The 19,990-nt window shown below is 65.6% G+C and carries 18 protein-coding genes; 15 read left to right on the plus strand and 3 right to left on the minus strand.

Annotation, left to right across the window (positions count from 1 at the left end; genetic code table 11):
- Nucleotides 1-12: 12 nt before the first annotated feature.
- A complete protein-coding gene (locus AC1Q5P_RS07040; protein ID WP_492518555.1) occupies nt 13-717 on the minus strand; it encodes a ferritin-like domain-containing protein in 705 nt (234 codons plus the stop codon).
- A 208-nt stretch (nt 718-925) separates the two neighbouring features.
- Here AC1Q5P_RS07040 and AC1Q5P_RS07045 point away from each other — a divergent pair, with 208 nt between their 5' ends.
- From AC1Q5P_RS07045 to gspN, 10 genes are all read left to right on the plus strand, one after another.
- Complete coding sequence (locus tag AC1Q5P_RS07045) at nt 926-2,734, plus strand: alpha/beta hydrolase family protein (protein ID WP_052242229.1); 1,809 nt, start codon at nt 926-928, stop codon at nt 2,732-2,734.
- Between the two features lie 91 nt (nt 2,735-2,825).
- Nucleotides 2,826-3,245 carry a DUF983 domain-containing protein gene (locus AC1Q5P_RS07050; RefSeq protein ID WP_039333473.1) on the plus strand — a complete coding sequence of 140 codons (420 nt, stop codon included), beginning with the start codon at nt 2,826-2,828 and terminating at the stop codon, nt 3,243-3,245.
- Between the two features lie 196 nt (nt 3,246-3,441).
- The gene (locus AC1Q5P_RS07055) at nt 3,442-4,254 is read left to right on the plus strand and encodes a type II secretion system protein N (protein WP_492518556.1); all 813 of its coding nucleotides are present in this window, start codon (nt 3,442-3,444) and stop codon (nt 4,252-4,254) included.
- A 26-nt stretch (nt 4,255-4,280) separates the two neighbouring features.
- Nucleotides 4,281-6,497: a type II secretion system secretin GspD gene (gene gspD, locus AC1Q5P_RS07060; protein WP_230487722.1), complete on the plus strand. Its 2,217-nt coding sequence runs from the start codon at nt 4,281-4,283 to the stop codon at nt 6,495-6,497.
- A 3-nt stretch (nt 6,498-6,500) separates the two neighbouring features.
- Nucleotides 6,501-8,045 carry a type II secretion system ATPase GspE gene (gene gspE / locus AC1Q5P_RS07065; RefSeq protein WP_492518557.1) on the plus strand — a complete coding sequence of 515 codons (1,545 nt, stop codon included), beginning with the start codon at nt 6,501-6,503 and terminating at the stop codon, nt 8,043-8,045.
- Nucleotides 8,045-9,274, plus strand: a complete 1,230-nt coding sequence (gspF, locus tag AC1Q5P_RS07070) for a type II secretion system inner membrane protein GspF (RefSeq protein WP_492518558.1) — start codon at nt 8,045-8,047, stop codon at nt 9,272-9,274. The genes gspE and gspF overlap by 1 nt, the downstream gene beginning before the upstream one ends.
- A gap of 5 nt (nt 9,275-9,279) precedes the next feature.
- Nucleotides 9,280-9,747 (plus strand): type II secretion system major pseudopilin GspG, encoded by a 468-nt coding sequence (gene gspG / locus AC1Q5P_RS07075; protein WP_062343378.1) that lies wholly within the window; start codon nt 9,280-9,282, stop codon nt 9,745-9,747.
- 9 nt (nt 9,748-9,756) lie between these two features.
- Nucleotides 9,757-10,860 carry a type II secretion system protein GspL gene (gene gspL, locus AC1Q5P_RS07080; protein WP_492518559.1) on the plus strand — a complete coding sequence of 368 codons (1,104 nt, stop codon included), beginning with the start codon at nt 9,757-9,759 and terminating at the stop codon, nt 10,858-10,860.
- Complete coding sequence (gspM, locus tag AC1Q5P_RS07085; protein ID WP_492518560.1) at nt 10,860-11,336, plus strand: type II secretion system protein GspM; 477 nt, start codon at nt 10,860-10,862, stop codon at nt 11,334-11,336. Before gspL ends, gspM begins: the two co-directional genes overlap by 1 nt.
- A complete protein-coding gene (gene gspN, locus AC1Q5P_RS07090) occupies nt 11,333-12,043 on the plus strand; it encodes a type II secretion system protein N (protein WP_193827311.1) in 711 nt (236 codons plus the stop codon). Before gspM ends, gspN begins: the two co-directional genes overlap by 4 nt.
- A gap of 19 nt (nt 12,044-12,062) precedes the next feature.
- On the opposite strand, the gene AC1Q5P_RS07095 is transcribed toward gspN, so the two are convergent.
- On the minus strand, nt 12,063-12,518 hold the full coding sequence (locus AC1Q5P_RS07095; RefSeq protein ID WP_062343374.1) for a Dps family protein: 456 nt from the start codon (nt 12,516-12,518) through the stop codon (nt 12,063-12,065).
- A gap of 100 nt (nt 12,519-12,618) precedes the next feature.
- The gene (gene nhaA, locus AC1Q5P_RS07100) at nt 12,619-13,791 is read right to left on the minus strand and encodes a Na+/H+ antiporter NhaA (RefSeq protein WP_492518561.1); all 1,173 of its coding nucleotides are present in this window, start codon (nt 13,789-13,791) and stop codon (nt 12,619-12,621) included.
- Nucleotides 13,792-13,884: 93 nt separating this feature from the next.
- Here nhaA and AC1Q5P_RS07105 point away from each other — a divergent pair, with 93 nt between their 5' ends.
- From AC1Q5P_RS07105 to AC1Q5P_RS07125, 5 genes are all read left to right on the plus strand, one after another.
- Nucleotides 13,885-15,309: a glycosyl transferase family protein gene (locus AC1Q5P_RS07105; RefSeq protein WP_492518562.1), complete on the plus strand. Its 1,425-nt coding sequence runs from the start codon at nt 13,885-13,887 to the stop codon at nt 15,307-15,309.
- On the plus strand, nt 15,309-16,400 hold the full coding sequence (locus AC1Q5P_RS07110) for a hypothetical protein (RefSeq protein ID WP_492518563.1): 1,092 nt from the start codon (nt 15,309-15,311) through the stop codon (nt 16,398-16,400). Before AC1Q5P_RS07105 ends, AC1Q5P_RS07110 begins: the two co-directional genes overlap by 1 nt.
- Nucleotides 16,401-16,475: 75 nt before the next feature.
- On the plus strand, nt 16,476-17,390 hold the full coding sequence (locus AC1Q5P_RS07115; RefSeq protein ID WP_039333460.1) for a sulfite exporter TauE/SafE family protein: 915 nt from the start codon (nt 16,476-16,478) through the stop codon (nt 17,388-17,390).
- A gap of 14 nt (nt 17,391-17,404) precedes the next feature.
- Nucleotides 17,405-18,154: a TIGR02186 family protein gene (locus AC1Q5P_RS07120; RefSeq protein ID WP_193828467.1), complete on the plus strand. Its 750-nt coding sequence runs from the start codon at nt 17,405-17,407 to the stop codon at nt 18,152-18,154.
- Between the two features lie 133 nt (nt 18,155-18,287).
- Complete coding sequence (locus AC1Q5P_RS07125) at nt 18,288-19,970, plus strand: ATP-binding protein (protein ID WP_492518564.1); 1,683 nt, start codon at nt 18,288-18,290, stop codon at nt 19,968-19,970.
- Nucleotides 19,971-19,990: the final 20 nt, after the last annotated feature.

Raw genomic sequence — 19,990 nt, forward strand, 5'->3', positions numbered from 1 at the left:
GCGGTGCCCTGTCTAACGCTCCCCTGAATCAGGCCAGGCAGCCATCCGGGGCGTCGACCGGCGCAGGAACATGCTCGGCAGTTTCACCAGCATCAGCGATTGGTGGATCCAGTAGTCGGCCCAGCGCTCCTGCCATTTCGCCTTCTCACGCCCCTGCGAGTCGAGCCATGCCGCATAAGGCATCCAGTGGTCGGGCTCGTCCTTCTCGACGACCTCGAATATGCGCTTCAACGCCTTGTCCGAACGCACATGGCGATTTTCCAGCAGAATTTCGACCTGCCGCATGCCCCGCTGTTCGGTCAGCATGATGACCCGGCACAGCTTCTCGAATGCCTCGGGGCTGGCAATCACGCCCTGCGTGTCGAGCTCGTCGATCGTGCAGCCGAACACTTTCTGAATGAAGCGATCGATGTGCCCGCAAGTGGAATCGACGGCAAGCGGCATCCGCCCCTGCAATTCGAACCAGCGCCTGAACATCACGTAATGCTTGCGCTCGTCGGCGCGGTGTTTCTCGATGGCGGCGATGAAGGCAGGGTTATCCGGACAACGCACCCTTACCGCTTCGAGTACCCGGTCGAGCGAAGTGTAGCCCCGATGCTCGTTGTAGATGTAGATCGACGCGAGGACGTCGAGGAAACGAGCGCGGAAGCGTTGCGCCGGTTTGGGGCGCAAGAAACCGGGAGATTCAATCACGCGAGATTCGATGACCTTGGGCATCGTGACATGCTGGCGCTCTGCAAAGTGACTGTAATATGAATGAATTTGATCTTGAATGATATTTCGAACTAGTCAATCACTGTCGCGCTGAACAGGAGTGGCCATATTGCATCGATTTACTGTGTTGTTTGTCGCTATTGTGGCTTTTGCGACGAGCAGTTCCCCGGCGTTGGCGGAGCGACCTGTCGCGGATTTCGCCCATCTGCCAATGATCGAAGCGCCGAGCATCTCGCCAAACGGCAAGCTTGTCGTCGCGATGGCCTCGATCGCCGGCAAGCAGGAGCTGGTTATCATCAAGGCCGATGGCGGCGGGCTGCAGGCGCGACTGCCCGTGAAGGACGTGGATGTGCGCTACGTGCGCTGGGTCAATGACGAATGGCTGATCGCTACGGTCGGGGTGGAGATCCCGGCGACGGGCGGCATGGGCCTCGGCACCCGGCTGATCGCCTTTCGCACGGACGGATCGGACGCGCACTTCCTGATCGACCGCCGCGATGGTGGCGCGGGCTTCAGCATGGCCGACGTGCTCTGGGTTGCGCGCGACGGTTCGCCGCGCATCCTGCTCGCCTCGCAGACCTCGTTCTACCTTTCCGACGAGGGTTTCTGGCCCAACGTATCGATGGTCGACGTCGCCACCAACACGTTCAGCAAGCTGGTCTGGCCGCGCGAGGGCGTGCAGGACTGGTATGCGGACCGTGACGGCAACGTGCGTCTCGGTATCGGGATCGAGAAGGACGGCCTGCGCTATCGCGCGCTCTATCGTGCGAGCAACAAGGATAACTTCGACGAATTCGCCAATGTCCGGCGGACCGAGGAGCTGATCGTCCCTGACGTCATCCTCGCCGACGGTTCCGCGATCGCCTTCAGCACGCGCAGCGGGACCAACGCCGCCTACAAGCTCGATCTCAAGACGATGCAGGTCGGCGAAAAGCTGTTCGATGCCGGTGCCTATGACATGTCGAACCTCTACCTCGACAAGGAGCAGACCCGCGTGCTCGGCTATGGCTTCACCGACACGCGCTATCGGACCGTGTGGATCGACGAGGGACGAAAGAAGATCCAGGCGCAGCTGGAGGCAAACTTCCCCGGCAAGCTGGTGCGGATCGTCAGTCTCAGTCGGGACGAGAAGGTGCTGCTTTTCAAGGTTGAAAGTCCCTCTGCACCGGGCGCCTACTATGTCTTCGAAGCCGGCCAGCCACTCACCCGGCTTGCGCTCGAAAACCCTACGCTCGGGACGCGAGCGCTCGCACCGGTCAAGACGGTGGCTTACAAGGCCCGCGACGGAATGGACCTGACGGCGGTACTAACTCTGCCCGCAGGCGTTGACGCGAAGAACCTGCCGGTCATCGTCATGCCCCACGGTGGTCCCGCTGCGCGCGATGACGAGAGCTGGGATTGGTGGGCGCAGTTCCTCGCCGACCGGGGCTATGCCGTCATCCAGCCCAACTTCCGCGGCTCCTCCGGCTTTGGCACCGCCTTTCAGCAGGCGGGGGCTGGCCAGTGGGGCTACAGGATGCAGGACGATGTCGACGATGCCCTTGCCTATCTCGGCAAGGAAGGGATCGGCGACGTCAAGCGCGCCTGCGTTGTTGGCGGTTCCTACGGCGGCTACGTTGCCATGCGCGCGGCCGAGCGCAATCCGGACCTCTACCGCTGCGCGATCAGCTATGCCGGGGTGGCGGATCTGCCCGAGATGATCAAGTACGACCGCAACTTCGTCGGCGGCCTTGGCACCACCGAATACTGGCGCAGCCGTGCCGAGGACCTGTCCGATGTCTCGCCGATCAACCACGCCTCGCGCACTAGCATTCCCATCCTGGTGATCCACGGCAAGAAGGATCGCCGCGTCCCGTTCGCCCAGTCGAAGACCTACGTGGACCGACTGAAGAAGGCGGGCAAGGCACATGAGTTCTTCATCCAGCCCGAGGGCGACCATTTTTTCAGCCGCGAGGAAGACCGGCTGACCTTCCTGACGCAGATGGAGGCGTTCCTCGACAAGCATAATCCGGCGAACTGATTGTCGGGAAGATCGCAGGCGTTCTTGCTTTGCGGTTGCGTCGGGGGGGCCTAAGGGGGCTGCAACCGCGCAATTGCAGGGCATTCGTTTCATGGCCATCTTCACCAAGAACCCGAAGTTCGACTGGATCCTTCACTGTGGGTGGAAGGGGCTGTGCCCGAAGTGCGGCAAGGGGCCGATGTTCGCAGGCTGGCTGAAGCTGCAGAAGACCTGCCCGGAATGCGGGCTCGATTACCAGTTCGCCAACGCGGACGACGGTCCGGCCTTCTTCGCACTGTGCATCACCGCTTTCCCGCTCACCTTCTTTGCGGTCTGGCTTGAAGTTGCCCATGCGCCGCCATGGTGGGTGCACGTGCTTACCTCCGTGCCGATCCTGGCAATCGGATGTCTTGCCACGCTCCGCCCGTTCAAGGGCTGGCTGGTGGCCTCGCAGTACGTGAACAAGGCGATCGAGGCAGGCACGGAGAACCTGTGGAACAAGCTCAACGCACGAGAGCGTGAGTCCGAATAGCACGGTACCGTGCCGGGCCGGCCGTGGGCTCTGCAATCTGGCGAGTTTGCCAAGCCTTTGTCACACTCCCGTAGCATTGCACTGCTTGGCATCTGACGGACCAAGTAACCGGAAGCATTTGTGAATCGCAGCCTTGCGGTTATTCCTGCTGCTTCGGAAGGGGAACGCTGGCGTGGGATTCGGGCAAAGGAGGCTGGTGATCGCCGGGTTGCGGCCCGCCTTGCCGTCCCTGCATGACATACTGTGGTGGACCCTTGCCAGCCTCATCGCCGGGCTTGCCGCAGCGCTTTTCTGGGCGATTGTCACGCCCGTCTCGCCACTCGGCGATTGGACCCCGCACAGCGTTCGCATGATGTCGCCCACTGCGCGGGCAGCGCTTTTCGCTTCGGTCGATCCTTTCAACCGCACGCCCGCCGCTGCGGCGCAGGCAGAACAGTCGGGCGCGGTAACCTCGCTCGCGCTGACCCTGTTCGCCACGCGCGCTACGCCCGGTGGCGGCGGCACAGCGATCATTGCCGGGGGCGACGGCCTGCAGCAGGTCTATCGCGTCGGCGCCGAAGTGCAGCCTGGCGTGACGCTGGCGGCGGTCGCTTTCGATCACGTCGAATTGTCGCGAAATGGCGCCAGGGAACTGCTTTATCTCGACCAGTCCGGCCCTGCACCCAGCGCACAGGGCGTGGTCGCGGCGAACCCCGTAGCGGCGCCTCCCCCTGCCGCGCCCGGAGGCGGGGTCAGCGTCGCCGCCTTGCGCAGCGGGGTCAACTTCGGTCCGCGCGCCGAGGGCGGCAAGGTCGTGGGCGTGGAAGTCCTCTCGTCGGGTGACGGAGCAGCCTTCCGTGCCGCGGGCTTCCAGCCCGGCGATGTCATCACGGCGGTCGATGGCAAGCCAATCACCAGCGCGGCGGATGCTGCCGCGCTGTCCGGCGCCATTCGCGCCGGCACTTCAGTCGCGGTCACCGTGCGTCGCGGCGATCGCCAGCTTCCTCTTGCTATCACATTGGCCCCATGACCTTGCGCAAGCTCCTTAGCCCCCGAATGCTCCTCGGAGCCGCCGCGCTCGCCCTTGCCGTGCCGCAGGCCGCGCTGGCGCAATACACGCTCAACGTGCGCGAAGCCGACATTCGCGCTTTCGTGGCCGATGCCGCCGAAGTGACGGGCCGCACCTTCATCGTCGACAGCCGCGTGCAGGCCAAGATCAGCGTCGTTTCCGACCGGCCTCTCAGCCGCTCGGAATACTTCGAGGTCTTCCTCTCCACCTTGCGCGCCAACGGGCTGGTCGCTGTGCCGACCGGCAACGGCGCGTTCCGCATTCAGCCTGCCGAAGGGGCAGCCGCCAATCCCTCGCGCATCGGCAGCCGGGGGGCCGCGCTCAGCCAGATGGTGACCGAGGTCATCCGGCTGCGCGCCATCGACGCTGCGCAAGCGGTCGAGACCCTGCGCCCGCTGATCAGCAAGGAAGGCGCGATCACCGCGAACAAGGCTGGCAATTCGCTGGTCGTCGTCGATTACGCCGACAACATGCGCCGCATCCGCGCGCTGCTCGCCGATATCGACCGCGACAACGCCGCCACGCAGACCGTGATTCTCGATCATGCCGGCGCTCGTGAAATCGCCACGGCGTTGAGCCAGCTGGTCCCGGCAGGGGGCGAAGGCGCGCGTGCGCTGGCCACGGTCGTCGCGGTGGACAGCTCCAATGCCGTGCTGATGCGCGGTGAACCGGCAACGCTGGCAAAGCTTGCGGCCATGGCCCGCCAGCTCGACGCCAGGGCCGCGACCGGGGGCGAGATCAAGGTCGTCTGGCTCGACTACGCCGATTCCGCCGCGCTCGTGCCGGTTCTCGAACGCCTGCTCGGCGGCCAGGGCGGGGGCGAAGTGGCTTCGGCCAGCGCCGCGCCCGTATCCTTGGGCGGCGTCGGCGGCAGCCAGAACTCGAGCGCGGGCACGCAAGGTTCGACCGGACAGGCCGCTGCAACCGGCGGCAGCCAGACCAGTCCGATCGGCGCAACCTCGGGCGGGCTCGGCAATGGTCCGATCAAGCTTGCCAACGGGCGCGGCACGGCCACGATCACCCGCTATCCCGGTGCCAACGCGATTATCATCGCCGCGCCTGCCGATGATCAGCGCCGCATCGGCGAGGTGATCCGGCAGCTTGACGTGCCGCAGGAGCAGGTGCTGGTCGAAGCGATCATCGTCGAGATTTCGAACAACGTGGCGAAGGAACTCGGCGTCCAGCTGCTGTTCGGCGGCAAGGACAAGCCCTTCGCCGTGACCAATTTCTCCAACTCCTCGCCCAACATCATCGACATCGCTGGCGGGCTTCTGGCCGACAATCTCAACCAGACGACCACAGTGATCAATGGCGACACCGTCACGACGACAACCAACAGCACGGCCGGCGACCTGCTGCGCGAGAACGCCGCTACGAAGGCGCTTTCCGCAAGCGGTGCCTACACCGGCTTCCTTACAGAGCTGTCCAAGGACACCTATCTCGGTGCGCTGATAAACGCTGTGCAGACCGACAAGAACTCGAACATCCTGTCCACCCCGCACATCACCACCAACAACAACGTACCCGCATCGATTCTCTTCGGGCAGGACGTGCCGATCACCACCGGCGAAGCGCTTTCGAACGGCAATTTCAACGATACCTTCCGCACCGTGCAGCGGCAGAACGTCGGCATCGAGCTGGACGTGACCCCGCAGATCAATGCCGGAAACATGGTAAGGCTCGATCTGCGCCAGGAAGTCAGCTCGATCGCAGGCACGGTCTCGAGCAAGTCGGACGAGCTCATCATCAACAAGCGCGAGATCAAGACCACCGTGACCGTGGGCGACCGCGAGATCGTCGCACTGGGCGGTTTGCTTGACGACAACGAGCAGCGCACGCTGCAGAAGGTGCCTCTGCTCGGCGACATTCCAGTGGTGGGCGAACTGTTCAAGTCGCGCGGGCGCAGCCGGGTCAAGACCAACCTGATGGTCTTCATTCGCCCGACCATCCTGCGCAATGCGGCCGACCGGGCTGCGCTTGCCGCGCGGCGCTATGGCGTGGTCCGCCAGGCGCAGATCGAATTCAACGCCAAGCAGGAGCCGACAATCGACGAATTGATCGTCGACTACATGGGCGCAACGCTTCCCGCCGCACCTTCGGCGCAAGTCGCGGTTGTCGCTCCGGGCGACACGCTGATCCGCCCGCGCGCCACGCCGGTTCCGCTTGAACAGACCGAACTTCCGCCGAGCAGCGCGCAGAACTGAACGATGTACAGCGTCAGGCCCATCGACGACACCGAGGAACCGCTGGTCGAGGCGGTGACCGTCGTTGCGCCAGCCGAGGCTACGCCTCCGACGCTGCCTTATGCCTTTGCCCGCGATCGGGGGGCTCTTGTTGAAGCGGTTGAAGCAGGGCGCGTCATCGTGGCGCTGCGCGAAGGCGGCGATCCGCTCAGCCTGCTGGAAATCCGCAGCACCTTCGGCTTGCCGCTCGAACTGCATCGGGTCTCCCCTGCCGAATTCGAGAAGCTGCTCGCCGATGCCTATGCGATGGATGGCGCCGCCGCCGCCGTGGCCGGTGACATGGGCATTGCGGGTGACGGGCTCGATCCGCTCGCGCTGGGCCTGCCCACCGCCGAGGACCTGCTCGACAGCGCCGACGATGCCCCGGCCATTCGCCTCATCAACGGCCTGATCGCCGAGAGCCTGCGCCAGGGCGTGTCCGACATCCACATCGAGCCTTACGAGACCGCGCTGGTCGTGCGCATGCGCGTCGACGGCGTGTTGACCGAGAAACTGCGCATGCCGCCGCATGTCGCGCCGGTTCTGGTCAGTCGCATCAAGGTCATGGCGCGGCTCGACATTGCCGAGCGCCGCGTGCCGCAGGACGGCCGCATCTCGCTCAGCCTTGGCGGCAAGCTGGTCGACGTGCGCGTCTCCACCCTGCCCAACCGCGCGGGCGAGCGCGTCGTCATGCGCCTGCTCGACAAGGAGAACGCGGGGATCGACCTCGCGGGGCTGGGTCTCGACGCCAAGGCCGGGGACACACTGCGCCGGGCCATTGCCGAACCCAACGGCATCGTCCTTGTCACCGGACCGACCGGCTCGGGCAAGACGACCACGCTCTATGCCGCACTGCGCGGGCTGAACGATGGCCAGCGCAACATCCTGACTGTGGAAGACCCTGTGGAATACGCTGTGGATGGCGTGGGGCAAACGCAGGTCAACGCAAAGGTTGGCCTCACCTTCGCTGCGGGCTTGCGCGCCATTCTGCGTCAGGACCCGGATGTGGTCATGGTCGGCGAAATCCGTGACCGCGAAACCGCCGACATCGCCGTGCAGGCCTCGCTCACCGGCCACCTCGTACTGTCGACCGTCCACACCAACGATGCCGCAGGCGCGATTACGCGCATGCGCGACATGGGGGTCGAACCCTTCCTCCTCGCCTCCACCCTGCGCGCAGTCATCGCCCAGCGCCTTGTCCGCCGCCTCTGCCCGCATTGCCGCGAGGAGCGCGTGCTCGATCAGGGCATGGCCGAGGTGCTGGGCATGAAGGCGGGGCGGACGGTGTTCTCCGCCAAGGGCTGCGGCGAATGCAGCCAGACCGGCTATCAGGGCCGCGTCGGCGTGTTCGAAGCGCTGCGGGTGGACGACACCATCCGCCAGATGATCCACGACAATGCGGATGAAGCGGCCGTCGCCCGCCATGCCTTCGCGGATGCTCCCACTCTGGCCAAGGCCGTCCGGCGCATGGTCAAGGACGGCACCACCTCGCCCGAAGAGGCAGCCCGCATCATGCGGCGGGACGGCTGATGGCGCGCTTTGCCTATCACGCGATCGACCCCCAGGGGACGGAACGCCGCGGCGCGATCGAAGCCGCCAGCGAAGCGGCAGCGCGTGACAAGCTGGTCGCGCGGGAATGGTTCGTCGTCAGCGTGCAGGCCGATGCCGCCACGTCGGCCCGTCACGCCGCAACCACCACCTCCGGCCTTGCGCTGTTCGCCATCAAGCTTTCAGCCAAGCAGCTTGCCCTGTTCACCCGCCAGCTCTCCTCGCTGATGGTCGTCAGCCCGCTCGAGGAGACGCTGCGGACAATCGCGCGGCAGACCGAAAAGCCCAAGGCACAGGCGATCCTGTCGAACGTTCACGCCGGGATCATCGAAGGCCTGCCGCTGGCCGAAGCCATGCGCCGCGAGGAGCCGAGCTTCCCGCCGATCTATCGCGCCATGATTGCCGCCGGCGAAAACTCCGGCAGTCTTCCCGCCATCGCCGACCGGCTGGCCGACATGCTGGAACGGCAGGCACAGGTGCGCGGCAAGATCATCGCCGCGCTTGCCTATCCCATCGTGCTTTCGTTCGTCGCCATAGCGGTGGTCACCGGCCTGATGATCTCGGTCGTGCCGCGGGTGGTCGAACAGTTCGACAATGCCAGCCGCCAGCTGCCAGTGCTGACCCGCGTGGTCATCGGCATCTCGCAGTTCCTCAGCACGTGGTGGTGGGCGCTGCTTGCGCTGATCGCGCTGGCGGTGGTCGGCTTCGTCCGCGCCTTGCGCAATCCCGCCTTCAAACTGCGCTTCGATGCCGCGCTCTTGCGCCTGCCCTTCGTCGGCAAGTTGATCCGCGATGTCCACGCCGCCAGCCTCGCGCGCACGCTGGCCACGATGATCGAGGCTCGCCTGCCGCTGGTCGATGGCCTGCGTCTGTCCACCCGCACGGTGTCGAACGCGGTCCAGGCGCAATCGCTCGCCCAGATCAGCGAGAAGGTCCGCGCCGGCGGCTCGCTCTCCACCGCCCTGCGCGAAGCGGGCACCTTTCCGCCGCTGCTTGTCTACCTTGCTGCCAGCGGCGAAGCGGCGGGCCAGCTTGGCACCATGCTCGAACGCGCCGCAGACTATCTCGAACGCGAGTTCGAAGCTTTCACCGCCGCCGCCATGGCCTTGCTCGAACCCGCGATCATCGTGGTGATGGGCACAGCCGTCGCGCTGATCATCCTCGCCATCCTGCTGCCGATCCTGCAGCTCCAGAACCTCACCGGACTGTGATGACCATGACCGAAGCTACGCCTGCCCAGACGCCTGAGACCGAGGAAGAGCGCCGTCGCAACGGCTTCAGCCTTGTCGAACTGATGGTCGTCATCTTCATCATCGGCCTGCTGGCCACGGTGGTGCTGATCAACGTCCTGCCCAGTCAGGACAAGGCGATGGTGGTCAAGGCGCGCAGCGATATCGCCACGCTCGAGCAGGGTATGGAGATGTACCGCCTCGACATGGCCAGCTATCCCGGCCTCGCCGAAGGACTGGGCGCCCTGAAGTCCCCCCCCGCAAATCTGGCCCAGCCGCAGAACTATCGCTCCGGCGGCTACGTGAAGGACATCCCGAACGATCCCTGGGGCCGCCCCTACCAGTACCAGACGCCGGGTCGTGACGGCAGGCCGTTCGAGATCTTCTCCCTGGGCGCCGATGGTCAGCCCGGCGGCAGCGATCTGAACGCCGACATCTACGCCGGGCAGAACTGACGCTCGCCCATGGCCTCCACCGGCTCTCCTCCTGCTGACGGGTTGATCCTGCTCCTGCCGCCCACGCAGGGTGATCCCTGGCGCTGGCGCCGCGTGGACGAGACTGGCGTCGGGCCGGAGGAATATTCGGCCGACCTGCCGATCCACGGTGCCGTCACCGTGCTTGTTCCCAGTTCCCTTGCCCCCGTCGTGGACAAGCCCCTGCCCGCAATGCCGGTGGCGCAGGCGCTTGCGGCTGAACGTCTCGCGCTCGCGCAAGGCGGCCTTGCCACGGAGCGCCACGTCGCAGTCGCCGCAGCGGAAGGCCGCCTGCTCTCCAGCCGCCTTTCCGCTTCCGACATGGATCATTGGCTGGCCACGCTGGCGCAGGCCGGAATCGATCCGCAAACCATCGTCCCCGCAGCCCTCGTTCTTCCCCGGCAGGACGGGGCCCTGGTGCTTGGTGCCTTGGGCGATCAGCTGCTCGCCCGCACCCCGGCAGCCGCCTTTGCCGCAGAAGAGGCACTGGTCGAAGCGCTGGGAGAAGGTCTGGACCAGACCGCGCTCGATGACGACGCGCTGACAGAACGGCTTGCGCAAATTCATGCCGCACCGCCGCTGAACCTGCGGCAAGGCGCCTATGCCCCGCGCCGCGTCTCGGTGTTCCGCACCGCCAATTGGCTTGGCCTAGTCCGCATGGCTGCAGTGGCGGCCTTGCTCGCCCTGTTGCTGATGATGGTATGGATCGTGAAATGGAACCTCGACAGCAGCGCCGAGGAAGCCCGGGCCTTGGGCCTCGCGCAGAAGCGCTTTCCCGCTGCAACCGATCTCGACACGGCCGAGCGCATGCTCGCCGCAGAACTCGCCAAGCGCGGCGAAGGGGCTGCGAGCTTTGCCGCCCCGGCTGCCGCCGTTCTCGACGCGATGCGTCCGGTGCCCGGCGTGAAGCTGCGCGATCTGGGCTACGCCGCTGACGGAACCTTGCGCTTCACCGCCGCCGCGCCCCGCGCAGAGGACGTCAACGCCGTGCTGATCGCGCTGCAGAACAATGGCTGGAAAGTCACCGTTCCGCCTGCCCTTGCCCCCGATCCCACTGGCGCAACCGTCGCCGCCATCACCGTAAGGGCACCATGATGCAGCGCGTGTCCCTCTGGTACATCGGCCTGACCCAGCGCGAGCGCGTTCTGGTGGGCGTGGCCGGCGCGCTCGCCGCGGTGATCCTGCTGATCTACGGGATCGTGCTTCCTGTCGGCAACGCGCTGGACGAGGCCGCCACCCGCCATCGCGAGGCGACCGAGCGGGCGGGCCGCATCACCGCTGGCATCGAGGCGCTCAAGCGTGCCCCCGCCGCCCGCGCCCCGGTGCTGGCAGGGCCGGTCGAACAGATCGCCGGGGCAAGTGCGCAGGAAGCCGGTTTCGTGGTGCAGTCGAACGAACGGCGCGGGTCCGACATGGCCGTTCTGGTCATCCCGACCGCGCGTCCTTCGGCCGTGCTTGCCTGGCTCGATGCACTGGGTGGTCAGGGGCTGGCGGTGGAACAGCTCACCCTGACGCCCGCCCCCGACGGCACGGTCTCGGTCAACGTCACGGTGCGAAAGGCGGCATCGTGATCGGGCGGTGGATATTCATCCGCGGCGCTGCGATGGGCCGCCGTGGCTGGCTGGCGCTGGGCGCGTTGTTCGTGGCTGCCCTGCTCGTTCTGCTCCCGCTGCGGCTGGTGCTAGGCATGGCGCTGCCTGATTCGATCTCCGCTCGTAGCGTCGAGGGCAGCGTCTGGAGCGGGCGGATTGCCGATCTGAATGCAGGTCCACTGCCCCTCGGCACCGTCGATGCCGGGTTGGAGCCGCTGCCATTGCTGATTGGCCGCGCTCAGTTCGCCCTCTCGAGAGAAGGCTTTTCCGCGCGGATTGCACCGTCGCGCCTTACCGGCGCAAACGGCTCGGTACTCCTGCCCGATGGCCTCGGCGGTCTGCCCGTAACCTCGCTTGGCTTCGGCGATTTCTCGGTCGTCATGGCCAATGGCCAGTGCCGCGAGGCGCAAGGCACCCTCAGCCTGACTCTGGCTTCGCTTGGCCCGCTTCTGCCCGATGCGATGGTTGTCTCGGGCCAGGCACGTTGTGAAAAGGGTGCGCTGGTCGTACCGATGCGCGGTCTGCAGGGCATGGAACGCCTGACACTCAAGCTCGGCGGCGACGGACGCTGGCAGGCAGACCTTGCGCTGGCAGGTCTGCCCCAGGAAACTGCCGATGCGCTGAAGTCCTCGGGGTTCGACACCCGTCCCGATGGTGTCGGCATCGTGACGGGTGGAACCTTCTGAGGCTCAGGCCGCAAGGCTCTCAGGCAAGCGTCTGCGTCAGGAACCAGGCCCGCTGTTCGGCCTGATCGGTCCAGTCGTCGGCCATGCCCTCGGTGGCATTGTCGCCCGCCTCGCTGGCCGCTTCCTTGACCGCGCGGATCGCCTTGACCAGCGCCACGTTGTCGTCGCGCAAGGCCTTGACCATTTCCATCGCGTCAACCTTGCTGCGGTCGTCGTCCTTGATCGAAGCCTTGCCGGCAATGGCACCGATGCCGGTCAGCGTGTCGCCACCGTTCTTGCGCACGCGCTCGGCAATCACGTCGGTCAGCGCGAACAGCTCGGCAGCCTGTTCATCAAACAGCAGGTGCAGTTCGCGGAACTGCGGGCCAGCCACGTGCCAGTGGTAGTTCTTGGTCTTCAGGTAGAGCGTGAAGTAATCGGCCAGCAGACCGTTCATGCTGTCGATCAGGGCCTTCTTCGCATTGTCGCCGGGCATGACATTCCCCTTTCGTGTCCGGGTGGATTGAGCCCCTTATACGCCAGATCCACTGAAAGGTTTCATGCAATGATACGGCAATATTGATCGAATTCGTCAATCATGCTTGGCTCTTCACGCTCCCTTTCAGCAGAAACAGTCCGGCCAGCGCGGAGATTATCGATCCGCCCAGAATACCCAGCTTCGCCTCTTCGACCAGCAGCGGGCTTTGCGGGAAAGCGAGGCTGGCGATGAAAAGGCTCATCGTGAAGCCGATCCCGCAGAGCAGGGAGAGGCCCCAAAGCTGGCGAATCGTGGCGCCGGCTGGCCGCTTGGCGATACCCAGCTTTTCCGCTGCCACGATGCTGCCAAGGATGCCCACCTGCTTGCCGATCAGCAGGCCCGCGGCAATTGCAATCGGCAGCGCCAGCGGCCCTCCATCGATCGAGCCAAGCGCAACTCCGGCATTGGCCAGGCCGAACAGTGGCACGATCAGGAAGCCGTTGGGCGCGACCAGCGCATGTTCGAGCCGCAGCAACGGGCTGTCATGCTCCCGGTTGAGTGCCAGTGGCACGGTCAACGCGGCGAGAACGCCGGCAATGGTTGCATGGACGCCCGAATGGAGCACAGCAAACCACAGCGCGACGGCCCCGAGGATATAGGGAATCAGCGAGCTGACACCGGCTCGGTTCACGACCACCAGCGCCAGAAAGATGGCGGCGGCAATGCCCAGCCACATCAGGTCCAGCCCTGTCGTGTAGAAAAACGCGATGACCAGAACCGCGCCAAGATCATCGACGATCGCCACGGTCAGCAGGAACAGCCGCAGCGACGACGGCAGTCCTTTTCCAGCCAGTGCCAGCACGCCGATGGCAAAGGCGATGTCGGTGGCGGAAGGAATCGCCCAGCCGCGATGCAGCGCCGGATCGCCACCGGCTATGCCCAGGTAGATCAGCGCGGGCACCACCATGCCGGCGACGGCTGCAATCACCGGCAGACGGCGGCGACTGGCACTCGAAAGCTCGCCGTCAAGGATCTCGCGCTTGATCTCCAGCCCGACGACAAAGAAGAACACCGCCATCAGCGCATCGTTGATCCACAGGTGCAACGTGTCGAGCTTGGGCACGGGCGTCCATGGCAACGTGTGGTGGAACAGCTCGTGCCAAGGATCAGCCAAGGGCGAATTGGCCAGGACAAGGGCAATCGCAGCACAGGTCATCAGAACTATGCCCGGCGCTGCCTCGCTGTGCGTCAGCTTGTGCAAAGCCCGCTTGCGCCCTGAATTTCCTGCCATTCTCGAATCATCCCGTGTTCACGAAACTCAGGCCTTGGGCCTAGCATTCCCTTGTGCCGACGGGGGTCTGGCACGTCAAACAGGGGCAAGCTCTTGTCACCATGGCCGACCTATCCCGCGCTGCAATGGCTCGCGGTTGTCGAGCACGAATTGCTGCTGTTTGCCGCAATCTGGTTTGCGCTCTTCGCGATCGACGAACTGGCCGTGGACCTCGCGTGGCTGCGCCTGCGCCTGACCGGCAAGCTGCGCACCCCGCGCCTCTCGCACCCCTGCAATGCCGAACTCAATGGCCTTGCCGTGGTTCTGGTTCCCGCATGGCTGGAATCGCGCGTGATCGGGCCGATGGTGCGCCATACCCTGCAAAGCTGGCCGCAGCGCAACTTTCGCCTCTACGTCGGCTGCTATCGCAATGACCTGGCCACCATTTCCGTGCTTGTCGCGCTGGCGCCCGATCCTCGCCTGCGGGTCATCATCCATGATCGTGATGGCCCGACGACGAAGGCCGACTGCCTCAATCGCATCTATCGTGCGATCTGCGAGGATGAACGGCGCAGCGCCCAGCGCGTGCGCGCGCTGATACTCCACGATGCCGAGGACATGGTCCACCCCGCCGCGCTCACGCTGATGGACCGCGCGCTCGATCAGGCGGATTTCGTGCAACTCCCTGTCCGCCCGGAACCACAACGCGCAAGTCCCTGGATCGCGGGCCACTACTGCGACGAATTTGCCGAGGCTCACGCGCGCGACATGGTGGTCCGACACCACATCGGCGCTGCCCTGCCATCGGCAGGGGTGGGATGCGCCTTTTCGCGCCGCGCGATTGACCGCATCCTCATCGCCCGCTCCAGCACCGAGCCTTTTGCCGCCGAATGCCTGACCGAGGATTACGAAAGCGGTCTCCTCGTCCATCAGACCGGCGGGCGGTCTGCATTCCTGCGCGTGCGCGACAGCTCTGGCGCGCTCGTCGCCACGCGGGAGTTCTTTCCGGCAGATCTCGTCGCCTCGGTCCGGCAGAAGACGCGCTGGGTCCACGGGATCGCCTTTCAGGGCTGGGACCGACTGGGCTGGAAATGCGCGCCCGGCGATATCTGGATGCGTCTGCGCGATCGCCGCGGGCCGCTGGTAGCGCTCGTCCTGGCCGCCGCATATCTCCTGATCATGCTGTGGCCAGTGGTCGTGCTCGCAAAAGCTGCGGGCCTGGCTGTCCCGGTCGAGGATGGCCCGCTGCTCAGCGGCCTGCTTGCCTTCAACCTCGCCAGCCTGATCTGGCGGCTGATGATGCGCGCGCTCTTCACAGGGCGCGAGTACGGCCCCGCCGAAGCCGTGCGCGCAGTGTTCCGGTTTCCCGTGGGCAACATCATCGCCGTCCTCGCCGCGCGTCGCGCCATAACTGCCTACGTGCGGGTGCTGGCAGGCGGCGTTCTGCGCTGGGAACACACGGTCCATCACGTCCACGTCAGCCAGGCTCCCAAGCTTGACGCGGATCCGCAGCAGCGGCCTTTGCCGGTTGCGGCATGATGGCAGGTCCCGCGGCGACGCGGCGGGGCCAGCCCCTGCTCGCGCTCGCCCTCGTGCTTGTCGGCTGGATCGCCGGTCGCGCCTTGACCCTGCGGCACGATGCCCTGACTGAACCGCCCACTATCACCGCCAGCGCACCGCCATTGCCGCGCCAGCCCTTGCATGCCCGTCAGGTGCTGCCCACCCACCGTGCCCGCCCTCATCCACCCATGACAAGCATCTCCCCGCAGCCAGCTTCCGTCCGGCCGGCTGCTGCGTCGCCACAAGGACCATCGCTCCCGTCCCCCGCGCCTGTCCCGTTGTTCCTGCCTCGACACCCCCTGCTCGCACCATTGCCGCCCCGCACCGCCGTCGTCGCCCCAGCCCGAAGCCAACCCGCCGATCCGCAGGAATTCTACGAGCCTCTCGTGCCCAAGGACGATCCGCGCTGGAGCGGCGAGAACTGGCTGCTGATGCGCGCCGGCAGCGGTTCGGCGGCGCAGGCCCCCGGTGCGGCGTCGTATGGTGCCAGCCAGGCAGGTGCCATCGTCCGCTACCGCTTCGGCAAGGGCGAGCCGCAGGATTCCTATGGCTATCTGCGCACCTCGCTCGCCATCAACGCCCCCGGCAAGGACAAGGAGGTCGCGCTGGGCCTCGGCATCCGCCCGGTCGGCCGCCTGCCTGTCCGCGCCCTCGTCGAAGCGCGCCTTCAGGATACCACCCGCTCGTCGATGCAGGTGCGCCCGGTCGCCACACTGATCACCGAACTGCCCTGGCAGCGCCTGCCGCACGGCTTCCGGCTCGAGGCTTATGGGCAGGCCGGTTACGCCGGTGGCAAGGGCGCCACCGCCTTCTTCGATGCGCAGGCGCTGCTCGATCATCCGGTCCGGCGCGTCGTTTCGCGCAATGGCGATCTGCGCGCCGGGGTCGGCATGTGGTCAGGCGGGCAGGAAGGAGCCGTGCGGCTTGATGTGGGCCCGCGCGTGGCCTTCCGGCTCGAAGGCGGGCAGCTTGTCGGACCGACCCGCGTCGCGCTCGACTGGCGCTTCCGCATCGCCGGAAACGCCCGGCCCGGCAGCGGCCCGACCATGACGGTCACCTCCGCCTTCTGAGCCACAGTTTTTTGGCCGCAAACCGGCTCGGCGGGGTTGCTGGCACGCACCGCCCGGCCTAGCGTTGACACGGCAATGGACGTCTATCTCCCCATCGCGAACCTGTCGGTCAACGGGCTGGTCATCGTCGGCCTCGGCGCGCTGACCGGGCTGCTTTCGGGCATGTTCGGCGTCGGCGGCGGGTTTCTGACCACGCCGTTGCTGATCTTCTATGGCGTGCCCCCCACCGTCGCCGCCGCATCGGCTGCCAGCCAGGTGACCGGCGCCAGCGTTTCCGGCGCGTTCGCCCAGGCCCGGCGGGGCGGGATCGATTATCACATCGGCGCAGTGCTGGTGGCGGGCGGGGTGATCGGCACCGGGCTTGGCTCGCTGCTGTTCCGCCTGCTGCAGTCGCTCGGCCAGATCGATACGGTGATCAACATCCTCTACGTGCTGATGCTTGGCGGCATCGGCGGGTTGATGGCGCACGAAAGCATCACCGCCCTGCGCGCGCAGAAGACTGGCCAGCCGCTGCCTGCCCGCAAGCGCCGCCACCATCCGCTTGTCGCCAGCCTGCCGCTGCGGTGGCGCTTCTACCGCTCGGGCCTTTATATCTCGCCGCTGGCGCCGCTGTTGCTCGGCATTGCCACCGGCATTCTCACCATGCTCATGGGCATTGGCGGCGGCTTCATCCTCGTGCCGGCGATGCTTTACATCCTCGGCATGGGCGTGAACGTAGTGGTCGGAACGTCGCTGTTCCAGATCCTGTTCGTCACCATGGTCACCACGATGATGCATGCGCTCACCACGCGTGCGGTCGACATCGTGCTGGCCGGGCTGCTGCTGGTCGGTTCGGTCACCGGCGCGCAGATCGGCACCCACTTTGCCCAGAAGGTGAAGCCCGAACAGCTCCGCCTGATCCTTGCGGTGATCGTCCTTGCGGTAGCACTGCGCATGGCGCTCGGGCTCGGCTATCGCCCGGACGAGATCTACACGGTGGTTCCGCTGTGAGAGGCCGCGTGCAGATGCGCCGCGCCGCTCTTGCCGCCTGCCTGCTCCTCCTGGGTGCGCGCGATCCGATTCTCGTGCCCGAAATCTCGCAGCACGAAATCCAGGTCCGCCAGGGCTTTACCGGGGCCGACCTGCTCCTGTTCGGCGCGATTCTCAGCCCCGAAGGCAGCCGCGCCGCGCAGGATTACGATATCGTCGTCGTCCTCGAAGGCCCGGTCCAGTCGATCGTCCTGCGCGAAAAGCAGAAGATCGCGGGCATGTGGATCAATGCCGATTCGCTCGAATTCCGCTCGGCGCCCAGCTACTTCGCCATCGCCTCCTCCCGCCCGATCGCGAAGATCGTGGATGACAAGACAGCGGCGATCTACGAACTCGGCCTCAAGTGGCTCCAGCTTTCGCCGATTGGCGTTATCGAACCGCGTGAACAGCAGCGCTTTTCCGAGGGGCTGGTCGATCTGATGCGTCGGCAGGGCCTCTACCGCGAGGATCAGGGCAGCGTGAAGATCAGCGGTCAGGTGCTCTATCAGGCCCGGATCAGTCTGCCATCCAGCGTGCAGACCGGCACTTACACCGCCGAAACCTTCGCCATCCGCGGGGGCAAGGTCGTGGCTTCGGCGATCACCCGGATCGAGGTGAAGAAGGAAGGGTTCGAGCGCTTCGTCGCTGTCGCCGCCGATCGCAATGGATGGCTCTACGGCCTGTTTGCGGTCATTGTCTCGGTCGCCATGGGCTGGATCGCAGGCCGGCTCTTTGCCCGAAGTTAGGGTCCTGACCCTAAGGCCGCAACTGCCTTTCGTTGGTTTAGCCGATCTTAACCCGAAACGGATAGTCCCAGACCCACAGCCGACAATGGCCAAAGGGTTTTGCGCAATGTCCGAAATGGGGATGCAGGGATTCATGGCGCCTGCCGCCAACCTGGAAGAGGCCGGATCGGCATCGGCCATTCTGGCGGCACCCCAGAATGCCCTTGGGTCGGAGAACGCGCGCCACCCTATCGGCTTCGTGCGCGATGTTGCCGGCTCAAGCTCGGCCATCGCGCTTGATCTCGCCCGCCTCGAGCAGTGCTCGGCAGACCTCGATCCCTCGGTGTCGATGTCGGGCAAGGTCGGCAGCCAGATCAAGATTCGCGTCGGCAATTCCTGGCTCCTCGCCAGCGTGCGCACGCAGCGGCAGGATACCACCGTCGATGGCGGCGTGGTCGCCCAGATCGATTTCCTTGGCGAGGGCGAGGAAGAGCGCCTGACCGGCAAGATCTACGGCTTCCGCCGCGGCGTTACCCGTTATCCTGTCCCCGGCGCACTGGTCTATCCTGCCACCAGCAACGACCTGCGCCAGATCTATGCCAGCGATGGCCGGACCAACATCTCGATCGGCACCGTCTTCCCTACGCGCGATATCCGCGCCGGGCTCTATGTCGATGCCCTGCTTGGCAAGCACTTCGCGCTGCTCGGTTCGACCGGCACCGGCAAGTCGACCGCTGCCGCGCTGATCCTCCACCGCATCTGCGAGATGGCGCCTTCGGGCCACATCGTGATGATCGATCCGCACGGAGAATATTCCAGCGCGTTTCGCGTCACCGGGCAACTGCTCGACGTGTCGAACCTGCAGATGCCCTACTGGCTGATGAACTTCGAGGAACACTGCGAAATCCTCATCACCTCGTCGGGCACGGATCGCCAGATTGACGAGGACATCCTGGCCAAGTGCCTGCTGGCGGCGCGCATGAAGAACCGCCTTGCCGAACAGATCGGCAAGATCACGGTCGATTCGCCGATCCCCTATCTGCTGTCGGACCTGATGATCATCCTGCAGAACGAGATGGGCCGCCTCGACAAGGGCACCAACTCGATCCCCTACATGCGTCTCAAGACCAAGATCGAGGAAATCCGCAGCGACCCGCGCTACCAGTTCATGTTCTCCGGCATGCTGGTGGGCGACACGATGGCCGAGTTCATCTCGAAGATCTTCCGCATGCCGGCCAACGGCAAGCCGATCTCGATCATCGATGTTTCGGGCGTTCCATCGGAAATCACTTCCACCGTCGTCGCCGTGCTCAGCCGCCTCGTGTTCGACTATGCCATCTGGGCACGCGACGAAGAGACGCGGCCCGTTCTGCTGGTCTGCGAAGAAGCCCACCGCTACGTGCCGAGCGAGAAGAACTCGGACGGCTCTTCGGTCGGCCGCATCCTCTCGCGCATTGCCAAGGAAGGCCGCAAGTACGGCGTCTCGCTGGGCTTGATTACCCAGCGTCCGTCAGACCTTGCCGAAGGCGTGCTTTCGCAGTGCGGCACGATCATCGCCATGCGCCTCAACAACGAGCGCGACCAGGCCTTCGTCAAGGCGGCCATGCCCGAAGGCGCGCGCGGCTTCGTCGATACGATTCCTGCGCTGCGCAACCGCGAATGCATCATTTCAGGCGAAGGCGTCTCGATCCCGATGCGCGTCTCGTTCGACGAGCTCGAGGCGATCAAGCGCCCCGCCTCGAATGACCCCTCGTTCTACGAGCTGTGGAGCAAGAGCGGCGGCGAAGACCGCGCGGTCGAACGCACGGTCCAGCGCTGGCGCGCCCAGAGCCGCTGACGGGCCCCAAAGGTCAGGAC

The organism is Novosphingobium sp. GW835-FHT14H07 (assembly GCF_058793515.1).